Consider the following 15,250-nt stretch of genomic DNA (forward strand, 5'->3'; position numbering starts at 1 on the left):
ATACCGGCGCTATCGGGCGCGATGGCAGCAAAACCTGCGGACCCGGTGAAACCTGTTAACCAAGAAAGCCGCTCATCGCAGGGGGCGACGTATTCGCCCTGATGTGCATCCGCGCGCGGCACAAGAAACGCATCCAAGCCCGCCGCGGACATTTTTTCGCGTAGCGCCTTCAAGCGGGGCGGGCCCTGATCGGGTGATGACGTTGCCTCGAACGACTGAAACATTACCGCCCTTTTTTCGCGGCCATCATCCGCGCCCGGGATCGCGGATTGTTGTCAAAAAGTGCAGCCAATTGTTCCGTCATCGCGCCCGCAAGCTGTTCGACATCGGTAATCGTCACCGCGCGACCGTAGTAACGCGTCACATCGTGACCAATGCCGATCGCCAAAAGCTCTACGGTATTGCGTTTTTCGATCATCGCAATGACATCGCGAAGGTGCTTTTCAAGGAAGTTGGCAGGGTTCACGGAAAGCGTGGAATCATCCACTGGCGCTCCATCTGAAATGACCATCAAGATTTTGCGCGCTTCCCGACGTCCCGCGATACGACGGAACGCCCATTCCAGCGCTTCGCCATCGATATTTTCCTTCAGCAAGCCTTCTTTCATCATAAGACCAAGGTTCGCCCGCGACCGTCGCCACGGCGCATCGGCGCTTTTGTAAATGATATGACGCAAGTCGTTCAGGCGTCCGGGCAGTTGTGCGCGGCCCTCTTGAAGCCATGCTTCACGGGACTGTCCACCCTTCCAAGCGCGCGTCGTAAAGCCCAGAATTTCTACCTTCACGTTGCATCGCTCGAGGGTGCGCGCCATCACATCCGCGCAGATCGCAGCGATGGAAATCGGCCGCCCGCGCATTGAACCGGAATTGTCCAACAACAATGTGACGACTGTATCGCGGAATTCCGTGTCTTTTTCCTGCTTGTATGCAAGCGGGATCGTTGGGTTTGCAATGATGCGAGCCAAGCGTGCCGCATCAAGTATGCCTTCTTCCATATCAAACTGCCAACTGCGGCTCTGCTGCGCCATAAGGCGGCGTTGCAGCTTATTTGCAAGACGGCTGACGGCACCCTTAAGGGGGTCGAGTTGTTGGTCCAGATATGCACGCAGACGTTCAAGCTCTGCTGGTTCTGCTAGGTCCTCGGCTTTAATTTCTTCGTCGAACTCTGTTGAGTAGACGTTGTAATGTGGGTCGGCATTGCTGATTGGCGCCAGCGGTGGCGCTTCCATCTCGGACTCGCCATCCGGCATGTCCGCCTCTTCGCCCGTCTCCATATCCGACATGTCATCCATCGAGATCTGAGCTTGGCTCGGATCCTGCTCGGCATCTTGGCTTTGTTCAGGTGAAGCGTCAGACGCGTCCTCTTCACCTCCTTGATCCTCGCCTTGAGCATCCGGGTTTTCGTCGTCTTCGGCGCCTTCGTCGGACTGATCATCCTGATCGGGATTGTCCATGTCCGGGTCGTCACCTAATTGGTCGCCGTACCCTAAATCACTTATGACCTGACGCGCGAAGCGCGCGAATGCGGACTGATCTTTCAGCACGTCGTCAAGGTCGTCAAGCGTGCCGCCGGCCTGTTCTTCGATAAACCCACGCCATAATTCCATGACGTTGTTGGCGCCTTCCGGAAGTGGTCGGCCGGTCGCCAGATGTCGGACCAGATACCCGGCAGCCACAGCAAGCGGCGCCTCCGAGGATTCGCGGATTTGAGAGTAGCCTCGCCGCTGCGCATCGTGCGCGATGCGCGCGTCGATGTTGCCGGCGGTCCCTGGCATATCGTGTGCCCCCACGGCTTCACAGCGCGCAACTTCCATTGCCTCGTAAATGTCGCGGGCCATTTCGCCGTCGGGGACGAATTTCGTGTGCGTCGCCTCGTTATGATATCGTCGGCGTAGCGCGTAGCCATCCGCCGTTCCGCGCGCCAGAAGCACCTCTTCCAAAGTCATGCGGCGGGTCACTTGCGGAAGCCGCACACCTTCTTGGTTCATACCTGGCGGATCGACCGTAAAGCTAACACCCCAGTCGGGATCGTTGGCCATGACCTTGGTCGCCTCAGCAAGCGCCTTTTTGAACGGATCTGCGGGATTGTCGTTGTTTGTCATTCGGATACACCAATCAAAACCAACGCCCGTGTGTGGCGTCGGTTCTGGTTTTTACAGCGATAGCCCGACCGAATGCACATTACACTGCGACGCTAGCAGCACTCTCTGGCAGTTCCTCGTCAAAACAGCGCTGAAAAAATTCAGCCACGGTTTGACGCTCAAGCTCGTCGCACTTGTTGAGGAACGTCAGGCGAAAAGCATACCCAATCGAGCGTAGAATTTCCGCATTTTGCGCCCAAGCGATTACACTTCTGGGGCTCATCACGGTCGAAAGATCGCCGTTCATGAATGCCGTCCGGGTAAGGTCAGCGACGTGAACCATCTGACTGATAATCTTGCGCCCGCGCTCGGTGTTATAGTGTGGAGCCTTCGATAGCACGATTGCACACTCTGCATCGTGGCTGAGATAATTGAGCGTCGCAACAAGTGTCCAACGGTCCATCTGGGCTTGGTTGATTTGTTGCGTTCCGTGATAAAGTCCGGTCGTGTCACCAAGGCCAATCGTGTTGGCGGTAGCAAAAAGACGGAAATACGGATGCGGATCGAGGACTTCGTTTTGATCAAGCAAGGTCAGCTTGCCGTCAATTTCGAGAACGCGCTGGATCACAAACATAACGTCGGCGCGACCGGCGTCGTATTCGTCGAAAACGATTGCCGTCGGATTGCGTAAGGCCCAAGGCAGGATGCCTTCTTGAAATTCGGTATACTGCATGCCCTTGTCGACCTTGATCTGATCCTTGCCGATCAAGTCGATCCGACTGATGTGGCTATCAAGGTTAACCCGCACACATGGCCAGTTTAATCGCGCCGCCACCTGTTCGATGTGGGTTGATTTACCTGTGCCGTGGTACCCTTGGATTAGAACTCTGCGATTGTATTGAAAACCGGCAAGAATCGCGAGAGTGGTATCTGGATCAAATTTATAAGTTGGATCAATTTCTGGCACGCGCTCGTTTGATTCGTAAAACCCGCGTACTTTCATGTCACTTTCTATGCCGAATACATCGCGAATATCGATGTCTTCGGTTGGCTTAGCATCGGTGTCTAACCGCGTATAATCCATTACCAGTCCCTAATTTTTTTTAACAATAGCGCCACGCTGGTCGGAATTTACGTGCCTGATAATCAGCACCGTTGCAAGGGGTTGGCAGGTTCGCGGATGCGATTCCTTTTGTGGTGTGGTTTACGGATTGCGTGGCGATTGCCAACGCCCTCACTGCCGATGATCGGTCTTTTTTGGCGCTTATTATCAGTTTAATGCGGTGCGTCCCCTGAATTTCTGCAAAAGGGCAAAAGCAAGGGCGAAAGTTTTTTTGGCACATCTTCTTGTGTCAGGTCTTTTCCAAAAATGCTTTGGCGCACTTCCCGGTCCTATTATGGAGCCATTTTGGACCTGTGACTTTCAGGGGCACGGTCGAGATTGAAATGTCGGACAAGACTTTGCATGACGCTCATTTTGCCGCCAAGCGCATTGAATGGCTCACTTAAAGCCTAGTTGTTCATAACGACCTCACCAGGAGTTGGAGAAGTCTTACCGTGAATGCCTTGCCGGTCCTTGAACTGACAAGCGAAAGTCCTGTTTAACTTAGGTTTGAAAATTCCGGCTTTCCTTGATCTGATCCCATGCCCAAACCACCTCGGACAATTGGTCTTCATGACTGCGATCCCCACCGTTCATATCGGGGTGCAATACTTTGATAAGTGCCTTGTATGATTTACGAATTTCCGCCTTCGCCCAATGGTCGCGCGCATCGAGAATATCCAAAGCGCGCCGCTCGGTGGGGGGTAATTTGCGGGTACCGCCAATCCCTTTGCCGTGATTGCGTGTCGCATTTTCCCCTAGGATTTGATGCGGATCGTCGACACCTAAACGCGCCCATGCGCGCTGTTCTTCGCCCGGTTTCGTAAACGGCTTCGTTTCGCGGCCCCAAACACGGTCTTTGTCGACCTGCTCTGCAAGTTCGTCCTCCGCCGCGCCGTTGAAGAAATTCCATTTCAAATTGTATTCGCGGACATGATCTTTGCAGAACCAGAAGAATTCATCCAGATCATCGGGCGACTTCGGAGCCCGGTACTGACCAACTTCTTCGCAACCCGCATGCTCGCAAACGCGCGTAGACGTTTCAAACGCCCCTGACATGCCGCGCCGTGTGCGCGACCTCTTTTTCTTGTCCGCAGAAACACTGAGATTAAAACCGAAGGGATCGTCTTTCATGGGTCTGGCACCTTTCCGACTCGGACGCATGAGTTTACTATCTTGGTCTGAAGATAGAAGGGGTAGGACGCAAAAAAATGTCAGTAACCGAAGAAATCCGAACGCGCCTTGAAGCCGCGTTTCAGCCATCGACGCTGGAAATCGTCGATGACAGCGAAAGTCACCGGGGGCATTCAGGCTTTCAGGAGGGTGGCGAAAGCCATTTTCAAGTGACAATCGAGGCACACGAATTCGGAGACATGTCCCGCATTGCGCGCCACCGTGCCGTCCACACAGCACTTGGCGCGGAACTTGTCAGGCGCATTCACGCGCTGGAGCTTAAGATTTCCGCTTAAGGTGTCGGCTCGACTCTGCCCGGTATGCGGCTGATCGGCGGGTCGCTGCGCGAGGCTGAAGGCGCCTGTGCTGCGACGGGTTGCGCCGCTAACGTCAAAGTAGGCAAGGGGGCTTCACTGGTTTGTGGATGAGCAGCAGCGTGCTTTATGCGGCGAAACACGATTATGGGTTGATCTGTGATTTGCGTGCCGGTCAGCCCTTTTCGGGACTCGCACGGCAAGGTTTCCACACGCACAAATTCCCAGCCCTCATTGGCGTGATCGTTCAGCGCCTCCGTCATGGCCAGCGCAAAGCGATCCCCAAGGGTTTTGAGGCCTTTGGCTTTTATGCCACGCGCCGGGGCGGGGACTGCCTTGTATTCAAACCTGACCACGGGACCGCTCCTTTGTCGTGCCTAAAATACGATCCTGCCCGAGATCGCCCCTTTAAAGCAAATGTAACGCTGCGGCCTCAAAGGCCAAGCTTAGCCGCCACCAGTTCGTTAACGGCTTGCGGATTGGCCTTTCCGCCAGTGGCTTTCATGACCTGACCCACAAACCAACCGGCCAACTTTGGGTTCACTTTGGCTTTTTCGACCTGTGATGGGTTCTGTGCAATGATCCGGTCCACTTCCATTTCTATCGCGCCGGTGTCCGTCACCTGCTTCATGCCGCGCGTGTTCACAATCGCTGCCGGGTCGCCGCCCTCGGTCCAGACGATCTCGAACAAGTCTTTGGCGATCTTGCCTGAAATGTCGCCCTTGGTGACCAACTCGACAATGCCGCCAAGCTGGCCGGCCGATACAGGGCTATCCGCGATTTCGAGACCCTCTTTCTTCAGCCGACCGAATAGTTCGTTGATCACCCAGTTCGCCGCAATTTTGCCATCAAGGCCCTTTGCTACATTTTCAAAAAAGGCCGCGTTCTCGACGTCCGCTGTCAGAACCGAGGCATCGTATTCTGTCATGCCATAGTCCGCGACAAAGCGCAGACGCTTGGCATCCGGCAATTCAGGAAGTGAGGCTTTGATATCGTCGACCCATGCCTGCTCGATCTCAAGCGGCATCAGATCGGGGCAGGGAAAGTAGCGATAATCATGCGCTTCTTCCTTCGAGCGCATGGACCGCGTCTCCCCTTTGTCGGGATCATAAAGCCGCGTTTCCTGAACAACTTCTTTGCCGTCTTCTAACAGGGCGATCTGACGCTTTGCTTCAACGTCGATCGCCTGTTGAATGAAGCGCATCGAGTTCATGTTCTTTATCTCGCAGCGCGTTCCCAGATACGAGAAGTCCTGTGTCGCCTGATATTTTTCGTAGTCGCCGGGACGACACACCGATACATTCACGTCAGCGCGCAAGTTGCCGTTTTGCATGTTGCCATCACAAGTGCCGAGATACCGCAGAATTTGACGCAGCTTCAACACATAAGCGGCCGCTTCTTCTGGTCCTCGAATGTCGGGGCGGCTGACGATCTCCATCAGGGCGACCCCGGTTCGGTTCAAGTCCACGAACGACATATTGGGGTCCATGTCATGGATCGATTTGCCTGCGTCCTGCTCAAGATGGATACGCTCCACCCGCACAATACGCGCAACACCCGATCCCATTTCCACAAGAATCTCGCCCTCACCGACAATCGGGTGATACAATTGGCTGATCTGATAGCCCTGCGGCAGGTCAGGGTAGAAATAGTTCTTCCGATCAAACGCAGAGGTCAGATTGATCGCGGCCTTAAGCCCAAGCCCAGTCCGCACGGCTTGCTCTATGCAGAACGCGTTGATGACGGGAAGCATGCCCGGCATCGCGGCGTCCACGAAGGCGACGTTGGAATTCGGCTCGGCACCAAACGTTGTCGAGGCGCCGGAGAACAGCTTTGATTTTGAGGCAACCTGCGCATGCACCTCAAGCCCGATGACCAATTCCCAATCCCCGGTGGCACCGGCAATCACTTTCGGCCTTGGAGTCTCGTAGGTCAGATCAAGCATATCGGGCACCGCCGTTTGGAACGAGCCGGTTTTAGGCGAGCAAGGGCAAAGCGGCAAGGGGGCATAGGCCGACACAGACGCGCAAACGCCATGAACGCGGCTGTTCGGCGAATTCGCGCACATGCCCGGCATCCAAAGGCTTGGCATAAGGTCTGTTTTCGTGTCCAATCCCGTATGTGGGGCGTCTGGAGAAATGATGAACATGGCGCGATTAGGTGTAGTTGGCCTCGGTGTGATCGCTGTGGTGGCGTTTGCTTGTGCGCGCGCGCCTAATCCGGTGTCTTCCGGCGTCGTTCAGGGACCCGTCAAAGTCCGTTGGGACACGGAAGAGCGCGGTGCGCATTGGACCCGAGCGGCGATGGCGGCGCTCGACAGCCATGGTTCACCTTTGATCGCGCTTGTTCCCGAAGATATCGCGCAATATTGCCCCGGATATCAGGACGCGAGCCCGCGCGTGCGCAAAGCGTTCTGGGTCAACCTGATCGCTTCCCTGTCGTATCACGAAAGCACATGGCGACCTGATGTCTCTGGCGGCGAGGGCGAGTGGCACGGGCTGTTACAGATTGCGCCTGCAACAGCGCGCGGATACGGCTGTGTTGCCGGGGACGCGGATGCTTTGAAAGACGGCGCGCTTAATGTGTCATGCGGGATCCGGATCATGGCGGAAACAGTGCCGCGAGACGACGTGATTTCGCGCGGAATGCGCGGCATTGCCGCCGATTGGGGCCCCTTTCATCAAGAGAGTAAACGAAACGACATAAAGGCCTATACCCGAGGTCTCTCGTATTGCCAGTGATCCATAAAATTCTTTTAGGACTTGGTCTTATCGCCCTGCCTTTAGTTGCATTCGCGCAAACAGCTCGTGAAGTCTCGACGGTGTCTGCCGCGCTGCAAACCCTCGCTGTCAGCCCAGCGCCTCGTGACGCTGACCTGCCGCGTGCGCGTTGGGAACATCGCCAGAATGGCGCTCTTTGGACCCGTGTTGCGCTGGCCGCCGTGGCCACCCACGGCGCACCTTTGCTCGATGTTGTGCCAACCGATATCGGCGAATGGTGCCCGGCCTATCCCGGTCACGGCAAAGACGAGCGCGCCGCGTTTTGGGCAGCGCTTTTGTCAACGCTCTCGCGCTACGAAAGCACATGGAACCCGCGCGCGGTTGGCGGCAACGGGCGTTGGTTCGGGCTTATGCAAATCTATCCGCCCACGGCCGAATTCCGCGATTGCCGCGTCCAGACCGGCGAAGAGTTGAAACGCGCAAGCGACAACCTCAATTGCGCCGTGCGCATCATGGCGATCACCGTGCCGCGTGACGGGGCGATATCGGTGAAAGATCCACGTTGGCGGGGGGTTGCCGCGGATTGGGGCCCTATTCGTAACGACTGGATGCGCAGCGACATGCAGCGCTACACGCGCGAACAGCGATATTGTCGATCTCTGGCAGACGTCCGCCCGCTTGCGCGTCCTGAAGGTCAGGCGGCACTGGCGGAATAGACCGGAAAATCAGGATTTTCTGTGATTTTCGGGTCACCTGTGCGCTCGAACGTGTCGGCCAATTGAGCGCGAATATTGTCAAGAGAAATATGCCAGAGGCGCGGATAGATCACGCCCAGATGACGCCGCACAAGGGAATCAAATGCGTCTCGATAGGTGTCGCGACGAGCACCGCTTGCAAGTTCGCGCTCTTTAATAAGCGTGGCTGCCGCCCAGTTCACGTCGGCTTGCGTGCCGGACAAGCGTGCAAGATCCAATAAAGCGGCCGAAAGGCGATCCGCATCAATATGCTCGCGCAGTTCGGGACAATAAGCCAAAGAGGGTAGGACGCATAACGCAAACCCGCCTAGTCCAAGTGTTTCACTCGTGCGCGCTTCGGCGCGGCGGGCTTCTTCATTGAACGATTTGAGATTGATCGGCCCATCACCGAAACTCTGGGGCATATGAACAGCGTAGATCGCGGGGTTAGATGGATCAAGGTCTATCCAGTCCTCGAAAGCAGGCTTCAGGCGCGCGCCACCATCAGGCATTCCAAGCGCGAGTTCGTAATAGGCGCTTGCCAGCAAAGGGGACATCTGCGCAACCGGATCAAAAGGTGCCAAAATGGCCTCAGCTTTGAGATAATGTTGCGCCATGTGACGCCATGCACGCTTGCGCTCGCTGTCTGGCCAGAACTCGGCGCGGCAGTTGTCAGCCACAAGCATATGCGCGCAAGCAGCCAATACCGCATGCACCGGATCGCCCGGCGCGTCGGTGTGGCGCGCAACATAGCCGGCAATCATCTCGTCTGCTTCTTCTAGATCATCGAGGCTTCCGCGCGCGGCCTCGTCAAGACAGGTTTGAAGTGGCAAAAGGCAGGTTTCGACCGCGATGTCGTGGTGGCGCGTTCCGCCGGGTGTTGCGTCCAGGCGACGCTCCCAAACCGAGATCTCGCGTGACAACTGCGTCCAATCGCAGCGTTCAAAAAGATCAGAAACGCGGTTTGCCACAGCAGAGTGAGCCACAAAGTCGGGGTCATTGCGCACCACGGGAATAAGCAATTCGCGCGGCAGATCGGATGCCGTCATTGGCTTAGACCTGTCCGCTATCGCGGCACGGCTGAAGCGGCGCAAGCTGCCCATAGTCAGCGCGCCCAAAAGTGTCAGCGAAAACGCAATCCCCACCGGGCCCGACAGGGTTGATGTCAGGCCGGCCAGGTAGGGGGTTGTTTCAAGCGGCATGTCTTTTTTCTTCTCCACGCAACCATTGGACCAAATCGCGGGAATTGGGCAACTTTAAGGCGAATGAATTAAAAGCGGTCATTTTTGCCGGGCCTTGCCGAATAAAATGCGTTTTCCGGCCTAGAAAAGGCGTTTCACCGTAACGTTGCGCGCTCCCAAAGCTTCGTCCAACTGCCGCCCCGATGGCAGGCACGGCCCCGGAATGTGCAGTTTCGGCCCGGAATGGCGAAACAGGGCAACCCGCTGAGACAAATCAAGCGCGGTGCGTGCGCGCATATAGTCGATGTCGCTTAACTCCACTTCATCGCCACGCGCGCCCACCTGCCAGGATATTGCATCATCTGTGACCGTTAGCTTGGCTTCGGTGTTTGCCATAATCGTCCAGATTGCCGGCGCGATCAGCACCCCAAAGAGCGCGACAATCAACGGATGCGCCTCAAGCCAGACGATCATCACCAACAAAACAACGATTGCACCGCCAACCAGCGCATAGCTGGTGGCATTTCGCGATGTGCGTCTATGTGTAAATGTATCGGGCATCTGCATTTGGGTGGCTTAGCAAAGCGGGATTGGCAAGCGAAATGGCAAAACAGACGAAAGCCAATCTGCCGTCCAAGGTCTGTGCTACATGTGGTCGTCCTTTTGAGTGGCGTAAGAAATGGGCCAAGGTCTGGGATGAGGTCAAATATTGCTCCGAGCGGTGTCGTCGCGCGCAGAATACCTGAGTATACCGTCTCTTGCCTCCGGTTGGACAGTATTCTAAGCGTCCCCTTACAAAATTTTAGGGAGCTTCAGTCATGTCGGAACGCGTTGATCGAGCAGGGCTTGCCGTAAGCACACAGCTTGCAGAGTTTGTCGAAACCGAAGCCCTTCCGGGCAGCGACGTGACGGCGGATGCGTTCTGGGCCGGCCTCAGCACACTGGTGCATGAGTTTGGGCCAAGAAACCGCGCGCTCCTCGAAAAACGTGAAGCGATCCAGACGCAGATCGATGACTGGCATATCCGCCATCGCAACCAGCCCCATGACCATGCTGCTTACACGACGTTTCTAAGCGAGATCGGCTATCTCGTGCCTGTTGGCGAAGCCTTCGAGATCACCACAACCAACACAGATCCCGAGATTGCCAGAGTGCCGGGGCCACAGCTTGTCGTGCCGATCACCAATGCACGCTACGCGCTCAATGCCGCAAATGCGCGCTGGGGCAGTCTGTATGACGCATTTTATGGCACTGATGCAACCGACGGAACGCGGCCATCAGGGGCCTATAACAAGGGCCGCGGCGCACGCGTTGTCGCAAAAGCGCGGGTGTTTCTCGACGAAGCCTTTGCCCTTGAGGGCCTAAGCCACGCCGATGCCCGCCGCTATTATGTTCATGACGGGGCGCTCCTCGTTGATGACCAACCCCTTGCCGATCCCTCGAAGTTTGTCGGCTTTCAGGGCCACCCCAAAGCGCCCACGGCAATCGTGCTGTGCAACAACGGCCTCCATGCGGAATTGGTCTTTGATCGCACACACCCGATTGGCAGCCGCGATCAGGCGGGCCTTGCGGATGTCCGTCTTGAAGCCGCCGTCAGCGCCATCCTTGATTGCGAAGACTCCGTTGCATGCGTCGATGCCGAAGACAAAGTGCAGGCCTATCGCAATTGGCTTGGCCTGATGAAGGGCGACCTCACGGACGTTTTTGAAAAGGGCGGGAAAACAATTACCCGTGCCCTTAACCCCGACAAGACCTTTACCGGCCCAGATGGCGGCGATGTCACGGTGAAGGGGCGCGCGCTTATGCTGGTGCGCAATGTCGGTCACCTAATGACCAATCCGGCTATCCTTGACCGCGGTGGACACGAGATATTCGAAGGTCTGATGGACGCCATGATCACCGCCTTGATCGCCAAGCACGATCTGGCACGGGACGGCGGGAATTCCGTCACGGGTTCGGTCTATGTGGTGAAGCCAAAGATGCACGGCCCGGAAGAGGTCGCCTTTGCTGACGACACATTCACCCATGTCGAAAAAGCGCTGGGCTTGCCGCAAGATACGGTCAAACTTGGCATTATGGATGAGGAACGCCGCACGTCGGTGAACCTGATGGAATGTATTCGCGCCGCGAAGTCGCGCGTGGCCTTCATCAATACCGGCTTTCTGGATCGGACCGGCGACGAGCTGCACACCTCGATGGAAGCGGGCCCCTTCAGCCGCAAAGACTGGATCAAGCGTAAAGCTTGGATTTCGGCCTATGAAATCAGCAACGTCGATATTGGTCTCGCCTGTGGACTGTCCGGCAAGGCTCAGATTGGCAAAGGCATGTGGGCCATGCCAGATCTGATGGCTGCGATGCTTCAATCCAAAATCGAACATCCGCAAGCCGGCGCAAATTGCGCCTGGGTTCCGTCTCCGACGGCGGCGGTACTGCACGCGCTGCACTATCACAAAGTCGACGTCTTTGCCGTTCAGGCAAAGCTGAAAGCAGTGGGCGCGCGCGCGCACGTCGACCAGATTCTCGATATCCCGCTGGCGTCATTTCAGATGTGGAACAAACGCCAGATCACCCGTGAAGTCGAAAACAACGCGCAAGGCATTCTTGGCTACGTGGTGCGCTGGATTGATCAGGGTGTTGGCTGCTCGAAAGTGCCGGACATCAACAATGTCAGCCTGATGGAAGATCGCGCGACTTGCCGTATCTCGGCGCAACATATCGCGAACTGGCTGCACCACGATGTTATCAGCCGCGATGAAGTGCGGGAAATCATGGAGCGCATGGCAGAGGTCGTTGACGGCCAGAACGCTTCAGATCCCTTGTACCGCCCGATGGCACCCGGATTCGGCGGGATTGCCTTCAAGGCTGCCTGCGAACTGGTTTTTGAGGGGCGTACGCAGCCGTCCGGCTATACCGAGCCGGTTCTGCATCGTCGCCGGTTGGAACTGAAAGCCTCGCAATAGGCAACGACGGGAAAACTGGGCTGAGCGTGCAAAAATGCACGTGACGCACAGGTCCTTGTGCGCGTGGTGCAGTTATCAAGGATAAGTCTTTCGCTTAGAAAGTCCTCAATCGAAGGGGATATCACGCGTGCGACCAGTTGTTGGCATTATCGGGAATTTCTTCCTAGTTAATGATGAATATCCGGCCCATTCAGGCGGTCGGATGAACAGCGAGGCTGTCTGCGATGTTTCCGGCGCACTTCCGTTAATCGTGCCGACGGACCCTGCATTGGTGAATGTATTTGACCTGATGGCGGCCTGCGACGGTTTTGTGTTCACTGGCGCGCGCGCAAACATCCATCCAGAGCACTACAATGAAGAACCGACCGAGGCGCATGGCGCCTTTGACGAGGCGCGCGACAGTGTGACGATGCCTTTGATCCGCGAATGTGTGGCGCGTGGGCAGCCGATCCTTTCGATTTGCCGGGGCTTTCAGGAATTGAACGTCGCCATGGGCGGCTCGCTCCATCCTGAAATCCGGGACCTGCCGGGCCGGGTGAACCACCGGATGCCACCCGACGGGACAATCGAAGAAAAATTTGAAATCTGCCAGAACGTCACGTTCACAAAGGACGGCATGTTCCACCGTCTTATGGGGGCGGAAGTTGTGCGCACCAACTCGCTGCACGGTCAGGGGATCAAGGATAAAGGCGACCGGATCGTGATCGACGGTTGGGCCGACGATGGCACACCCGAGGCGATTTACGTGGACGGTGCGCCGGGCTTCACGCTTGGGGTCCAATGGCACCCGGAATACAAGGCGGCCGAAGATCCGGTGTCGCGCCCGCTGTTTGAAGCCTTCGGACAAGCGCTTGTTGCGTGGAAATCCAGCGATCGCACGTCGCGTCTGAAAAGCGCGTGATTTTCTCGGCGGACCATCGTAAACTTGCGTCATGAAGCGCTCGGCAATAAATGACATCATGGCCTCGGCGGATGATCTTATCCGTCACCACGGCTTTACCCTTCCACCTTTTGCCTACTGGTCTGCGGACGAATTTCGCGCCCGTAGCGATGCACGCCGGATCGTCGATGCCCGGATGGGCTGGGACATCACAGATTACGGTCAGGGAAATTTCAATGCGCTGGGCCTGTTTCTATTCACGCTTCGGAACGGGTCACTGGCTGACTTGCAGCGCGGCGGCGGCATGGTCTACGCAGAAAAGCTGCTGATTTCGCGCCAAGACCAGATCAGCCCGATGCACACCCATGTGATCAAATCCGAAGATATCATCAATCGTGGCGGCGCGACGATGGTGATCGAGCTTTTTGGATCCGACGACCAAGGCAACTTCGCAGAAGATCGAGGTGGCATGGTGCTTTGCGACGGGATCGAGCGACCTTTCGGTCCCGGTGAGAAACTGATGTTTGCTCCAGGCGAAAGCGTGACGTTGATGCCCGGCGACTGGCATTCGTTCTGGGGCGAAGGGGGCGATGTGCTGATTGGCGAGGTCTCTACCGTCAACGACGATGTGACTGACAACCTCTTCCGCGATCCCATTGGACGGTTTGCGGCAATCGAGGAAGACGTGGCTCCCACGCATCTTCTTGTCAGCGATTACGAGACCTGGCTGTCAACCTGAGGCAGTTCCATTTCAAACCGCTCAAGCTCGACTTCCAAACGCGTCACGGCCTCTATTGCCAAAACGTGCCAGCCGCGTTTTTCAAGAAACGGGCGCAGGTAATGACTTGCATGCGTGGCCAGGCGATCAAGACCAGTCTCGCGGGCCTGTTCCAACAGCCTTTCATACAATTGTGATGCTGTGCCATTCCCGCGTGCGCGGGGGGCGACGAAAAACATATCAAGATATCCGACCTCGTGCAGGCTGATAAATCCGGTCAATCCGTGCTCGTCTGAGGTTACCCAGGCCTTGGATGCCGACAGCCGTGGCAACCACCATTCCGGCAACACCGGAGATGGCACCCATGCGTGCCGCTGATCGGGGGAATAGTGATTGCCCGCGCCACTATGGACGGCCTGATAGTAAACCGCATAGCTCGCCTCAGCGTCCGTTGGTTCCCATTCACGCATTAAGTCACCGCAGCACGCGTCCTGAAGACCGGCGTGTCCCATTCGTTGGTGTTCAATATCTCTTCCAGATGTCCGACAGCGCCAAGAATTTCTGCCTCGCTAATATAAAGTGGCGTCACGCCAAAGCGCATGATGTCTGGCGCGCGGAAATCACCTATTACACCGCGAGCGATCAACGCCTGCATCACGGCATAGCCCTCGGGGTGGCGGAAGCCGACCTGCGATCCACGCTTTGTACCATCGCGCGGCGAAGCCAGCGTCACGGCCGGGCAGCGTGCCTCGACCTCGGCGATAAACAGATCAATCAGCTCAATTGATCGTGCCCGCAGATCGTCCATATCGACGTTGTCCCAGACGTCCAGTGCTGCATCAAGAGCCGCCATCTGCAGCATCGCAGGCGTGCCGACCCGCATCCGGTCAATGCCCGCACCGGCGCGGTAATCCAGATCAAAGGCAAACGGAGCTTCATGCCCCAACCATCCCGACAATGCCGGGCGGACATCTTCGGTGATCCCGGGTGCTACATAGATGAAGGCAGGGCCGCCGGGGCCGGAGTTCAGGTATTTGTACGTGCACCCCACGGCGAAATCCGCGCCGCCCCCAAGTACATCGACCGGAAATGCACCTGCGGAATGCGCCAAGTCCCATATCGCCAAAGCACCCATCTTGTGGGCCTTTGTGGTCAATGCAGGCATGTCGTGGCGTCGCCCCGTGCGGTAATCTACTTCGGTCAACATCAGACAGGCGACTGTCTCGTCAATATGGTCGGCCACTTCTTTCGGCGCGACGATCTTCAATTCAAGTCCGCGATCAAGTGACTTAACAAGCCCGTCAGCCATATACAGATCACTGGGGAAGTTCCCGGAATCGCTTAAGATAACGCGTCGCTCGGGCCGCATCTCAAGGGCAGACGCCAGC

At 56.7% G+C, this 15,250-nt stretch carries 17 protein-coding genes; 7 read left to right on the plus strand and 10 right to left on the minus strand.

Annotated features, from left to right (window positions below; translation table 11 throughout):
• The 4 genes from AC221Y_RS10575 to AC221Y_RS10590 form a co-directional block, all read right to left on the minus strand.
• A partial coding sequence (locus AC221Y_RS10575; RefSeq protein WP_486707304.1) for an aminopeptidase P family N-terminal domain-containing protein occupies positions 1–224 on the minus strand: 224 nt, incomplete at its 3' end.
• Positions 224–2,101, minus strand: coding sequence for a cobaltochelatase subunit CobT (gene cobT, locus AC221Y_RS10580; RefSeq protein WP_299752994.1), 1,878 nt, complete (start codon positions 2,099–2,101; stop codon positions 224–226). The genes AC221Y_RS10575 and cobT, both read right to left, overlap by 1 nt.
• A 79-nt stretch (positions 2,102–2,180) precedes the next feature.
• On the minus strand, positions 2,181–3,164 hold the full coding sequence (gene cobS / locus AC221Y_RS10585; RefSeq protein WP_299752997.1) for a cobaltochelatase subunit CobS: 984 nt from the start codon (positions 3,162–3,164) through the stop codon (positions 2,181–2,183).
• A 522-nt stretch (positions 3,165–3,686) separates the two neighbouring features.
• Complete coding sequence (locus AC221Y_RS10590) at positions 3,687–4,316, minus strand: DnaJ domain-containing protein (RefSeq protein ID WP_299753000.1); 630 nt, start codon at positions 4,314–4,316, stop codon at positions 3,687–3,689.
• Positions 4,317–4,393: 77 nt separating this feature from the next.
• On the opposite strand from AC221Y_RS10590, the gene AC221Y_RS10595 reads away from it, so the two are divergent.
• Complete coding sequence (locus tag AC221Y_RS10595; protein ID WP_299753003.1) at positions 4,394–4,651, plus strand: BolA family protein; 258 nt, start codon at positions 4,394–4,396, stop codon at positions 4,649–4,651.
• Here AC221Y_RS10595 and AC221Y_RS10600 read toward each other — a convergent pair.
• Positions 4,648–5,025, minus strand: coding sequence for a DUF4177 domain-containing protein (locus AC221Y_RS10600; protein ID WP_299753006.1), 378 nt, complete (start codon positions 5,023–5,025; stop codon positions 4,648–4,650). The genes AC221Y_RS10595 and AC221Y_RS10600 overlap by 4 nt on opposite strands.
• Positions 5,026–5,102: 77 nt before the next feature.
• Positions 5,103–6,614 carry an Asp-tRNA(Asn)/Glu-tRNA(Gln) amidotransferase subunit GatB gene (gene gatB / locus AC221Y_RS10605; RefSeq protein WP_299753041.1) on the minus strand — a complete coding sequence of 504 codons (1,512 nt, stop codon included), beginning with the start codon at positions 6,612–6,614 and terminating at the stop codon, positions 5,103–5,105.
• A gap of 160 nt (positions 6,615–6,774) precedes the next feature.
• Here gatB and AC221Y_RS10610 point away from each other — a divergent pair, with 160 nt between their 5' ends.
• Together AC221Y_RS10610 and AC221Y_RS10615 are read left to right on the plus strand one after the other, a co-directional pair.
• Complete coding sequence (locus AC221Y_RS10610) at positions 6,775–7,410, plus strand: transglycosylase SLT domain-containing protein (protein ID WP_299753009.1); 636 nt, start codon at positions 6,775–6,777, stop codon at positions 7,408–7,410.
• On the plus strand, positions 7,407–8,105 hold the full coding sequence (locus AC221Y_RS10615; protein WP_299753043.1) for a transglycosylase SLT domain-containing protein: 699 nt from the start codon (positions 7,407–7,409) through the stop codon (positions 8,103–8,105). Before AC221Y_RS10610 ends, AC221Y_RS10615 begins: the two co-directional genes overlap by 4 nt.
• Here the strand turns inward: AC221Y_RS10615 and AC221Y_RS10620 are convergent.
• Positions 8,084–9,325 (minus strand): hypothetical protein, encoded by a 1,242-nt coding sequence (locus AC221Y_RS10620; RefSeq protein WP_299753011.1) that lies wholly within the window; start codon positions 9,323–9,325, stop codon positions 8,084–8,086. The genes AC221Y_RS10615 and AC221Y_RS10620 overlap by 22 nt on opposite strands.
• Positions 9,326–9,445: 120 nt before the next feature.
• On the minus strand, positions 9,446–9,871 hold the full coding sequence (locus tag AC221Y_RS10625) for a hypothetical protein (RefSeq protein ID WP_486707305.1): 426 nt from the start codon (positions 9,869–9,871) through the stop codon (positions 9,446–9,448).
• Between the two features lie 35 nt (positions 9,872–9,906).
• Here AC221Y_RS10625 and AC221Y_RS10630 point away from each other — a divergent pair, with 35 nt between their 5' ends.
• The 4 genes from AC221Y_RS10630 (at position 9,907) to AC221Y_RS10645 (ending at position 13,883) form a co-directional block, all read left to right on the plus strand.
• Positions 9,907–10,050: a DUF2256 domain-containing protein gene (locus tag AC221Y_RS10630; RefSeq protein WP_299753016.1), complete on the plus strand. Its 144-nt coding sequence runs from the start codon at positions 9,907–9,909 to the stop codon at positions 10,048–10,050.
• A 72-nt stretch (positions 10,051–10,122) separates the two neighbouring features.
• Complete coding sequence (locus AC221Y_RS10635) at positions 10,123–12,264, plus strand: malate synthase G (protein ID WP_486707306.1); 2,142 nt, start codon at positions 10,123–10,125, stop codon at positions 12,262–12,264.
• A gap of 118 nt (positions 12,265–12,382) precedes the next feature.
• Entirely contained in the window at positions 12,383–13,165 is a 783-nt protein-coding gene (locus AC221Y_RS10640; protein ID WP_486707308.1) for a gamma-glutamyl-gamma-aminobutyrate hydrolase family protein, read from the plus strand.
• Between the two features lie 31 nt (positions 13,166–13,196).
• Entirely contained in the window at positions 13,197–13,883 is a 687-nt protein-coding gene (locus AC221Y_RS10645; protein WP_299753021.1) for a D-lyxose/D-mannose family sugar isomerase, read from the plus strand.
• Here AC221Y_RS10645 and AC221Y_RS10650 read toward each other — a convergent pair.
• Complete coding sequence (locus AC221Y_RS10650) at positions 13,859–14,332, minus strand: GNAT family N-acetyltransferase (protein ID WP_299753023.1); 474 nt, start codon at positions 14,330–14,332, stop codon at positions 13,859–13,861. The genes AC221Y_RS10645 and AC221Y_RS10650 overlap by 25 nt on opposite strands.
• A partial coding sequence (locus AC221Y_RS10655) for an aminotransferase class V-fold PLP-dependent enzyme (protein WP_486707307.1) occupies positions 14,332–15,250 on the minus strand: 919 nt, incomplete at its 5' end. The genes AC221Y_RS10655 and AC221Y_RS10650, both read right to left, overlap by 1 nt.

This window comes from Boseongicola sp. (assembly GCF_057460485.1).